4 protein-coding genes are annotated in these 2,437 nt (G+C 56.8%); all 4 read right to left on the bottom strand.

The features are described from left to right. Positions 1-73: 73 nt before the first annotated feature. Entirely contained in the window at positions 74-790 is a 717-nt protein-coding gene (locus Q7T06_RS05795) for a hypothetical protein (protein WP_304781735.1), read from the bottom strand. Positions 791-812: 22 nt separating this feature from the next. After that, positions 813-1,040 carry a hypothetical protein gene (locus Q7T06_RS05790; protein ID WP_304781733.1) on the bottom strand — a complete coding sequence of 76 codons (228 nt, stop codon included), beginning with the start codon at positions 1,038-1,040 and terminating at the stop codon, positions 813-815. After that, positions 1,037-1,666, bottom strand: a complete 630-nt coding sequence (gene fdh3B / locus Q7T06_RS05785) for a formate dehydrogenase FDH3 subunit beta (RefSeq protein ID WP_304781731.1) — start codon at positions 1,664-1,666, stop codon at positions 1,037-1,039. Before fdh3B ends, Q7T06_RS05790 begins: the two co-directional genes overlap by 4 nt. A gap of 65 nt (positions 1,667-1,731) precedes the next feature. Beyond that, a partial coding sequence (locus Q7T06_RS05780; RefSeq protein WP_304781728.1) for a formate dehydrogenase subunit alpha occupies positions 1,732-2,437 on the bottom strand: 706 nt, incomplete at its 5' end.

The raw sequence follows: 2,437 nt of genomic DNA, 5'->3' as shown, positions 1-2,437 counted from the left end.
TTGCGATAATGACGCCATGCTTCACCGGCGGTCGTCGCACGTGCCTGGCCGGGGAATTGCGCCTTCGGCTGTATCAGCACGCCGGCAAAATCGCGAACATCACGATCAGTGCAACCGTGAATATAGGTCCGACGAAATTGTGCACATTCTTGCAAATGAAAGCCAGGTAGCCGAACAGGGTATGGCCGAACACGGGCAAGACCACGTATTTACCGAACAGCATCGTGATGCCGGTCAGTCCCAGTATCAGGAAGCTGATCGCCACCGTCCAGTGCGACAGACGCTCTATCGAAGTGAAGCGTTCGATCAGGCGGCCTGTCCGCGTCTCTTTCAGCTTTATCCTGCCGACTGAAAAGTAAAATGCGGCAATCCCGATCACAGCAACAATGATCAGCCAGCCACCATAAGTCATCAGCGGACCATTGCGATAATGACGCCATGCTTCACCGGCGGTCGTCGCACGTGCCTGGCCGGGGAATTGCGCCTTCGGCTGTATCAGCACGCCGGCTTCCAGTGCCGGCAGGCTCGAATAGTGTTCGCCACCATCCTTGATCTGGCGATAGACAGGTGCCAGATTGCCGGGTTGAACCTTCGTGCGTTCTGCCTGATTTTGCTGCATGTCCAGAATGTCGGCCGACTGAACGGCAGGCATGTTCTGCGACGCCGGCGGCGCTACGCTTGTCGCTTCCGCCTTGCTGGCGGCAGCAGGCTCGTTTTTCTGGGCCAGCGCACCGGCTGTCGCTGCAACGAGCGACAGGCCGATGGCGAGTTTGGCGAACCATGTGTTCATGATCATTCTCCTCGCGCACGCATCAATTGGTTTTCACGTACTCGTTTTGCGTTTGAGCACGTGTGCGCATTTGCGTATCCCACTCGGTTTTATTACCGGCCGTCCATCCCTTGATGACGTAAGGATCGTTCGCCGCGCCCTGGTGCGGCGCCACATCGCCCGAGACACGTGCATCCGCCTGTGACTGGCTCTTCTCGCTGCAACCGAGCAAAGCCAGCGCTGCCAATGAGATCAACAGTGCGCGCATCATGATTTTTTCTCCACTGGTGCTTTTGCCTGCGGATTCGGCGCCTGGCCATAAGCCGTGCCCCAACCCCAGACTTCGCTACCCTTGCCGCGACGCATGACCCGCGTGCGGAAAATGTCGGCAATCACATCACCATCGCCGCCCAGCAAGGCTTTGGTCGAACACATTTCAGCGCAGGCTGGCAGCTTGCCTTCGGCCAGACGGTTGCGGCCGTATTTTTCAAACTCCGCCTTCGAGCCGTTTTCTTCCGGGCCGCCGGCGCAGAACGTGCACTTGTCCATTTTGCCGCGCAAACCGAAAGTTCCATTCGATGGAAACTGCGGTGCGCCAAACGGGCATGCGTAAGAACAGTAACCGCAGCCGATACAGATATCCTTGTCATGCAGGACCACGCCTTCATCGGTACGGTAGAAGCAATCGACCGGACAGACGGCCATGCAGGGCGCATCGGAACAATGCATGCAGGCGACTGAAATCGATTTTTCCTGTCCGATCAAGCCATCGTTGACCGTTACCACGCGGCGGCGATTGACGCCCCATGGAACTTCATGCTCGTTCTTGCAAGCGGTCACACACCCATTGCATTCGATACAGCGCTCTGCATCGCAGATGAATTTCATTCGTGCCATTTTGATGTCTCCTTAGCTGTTCTTATCCATGTTCAACGGTTTGCCGCTGGTCTTCGCACAGATAATCACGCCGCTGCTTTCTCGATATTGCAAATAGTCGTTTTGGTTTCCTGCATCATCGTGACCGAATCGTAGCCGTAAGTCGTCGCAGTATTGACGGCCTCGCCACGAACGATAGGATGTGCGCCTTCCGGATAGGAATCGATCATGTCCTTGCCCTGCCACCAGCCGGAGAAATGGAACGGGATGAACGCGGTATCTTCACCCACGCGCATCGTCACCAGTGCCTTGACCTTGATGCGTGCGCCAGTCGGCGTGCTGACGATCACATACTCGCCATTGCGGATGCCGCGCGCGGATGCCGCTTTCGGATTGATCTCGACAAAGTTATCCTGCTGCAGTTCGGCCAGCCATGGATTGGAGCGCGTTTCCTCGCCGCCACCTTCGTATTCGACCAGTCGTCCGGAGGTAAGGATGATAGGAAACTTCTCGTACAGTTTGGCTTCGACGTTCTTGTCCTGCAAAGACTTGTACAGGGTCGGCATGCGCCAGAAGGCTTTTTTGTCGTCGTGGGTCGGGTATTTTGCAACCAGATCAGGACGCGTGCCATACAGCGGCTCGCGATGCAAAGGCACAGGATCAGGGAAATTCCAGACTACTGCGCGTGCCTTGGCGTTACCAAACGGATGCACGCCGTGCACCTGCATCGTCACACGCTGGATGCCGCCGGACAGATCGGTCTTCCAGTTCTTGCCCTCTGCCGCCTTCTTC

The organism is Herminiimonas sp., assembly GCF_030645555.1.
Lineage (GTDB): Bacteria > Pseudomonadota > Gammaproteobacteria > Burkholderiales > Burkholderiaceae_D > Oxalicibacterium.
This window is presented reverse-complemented; position numbering and strand designations above follow the sequence as displayed.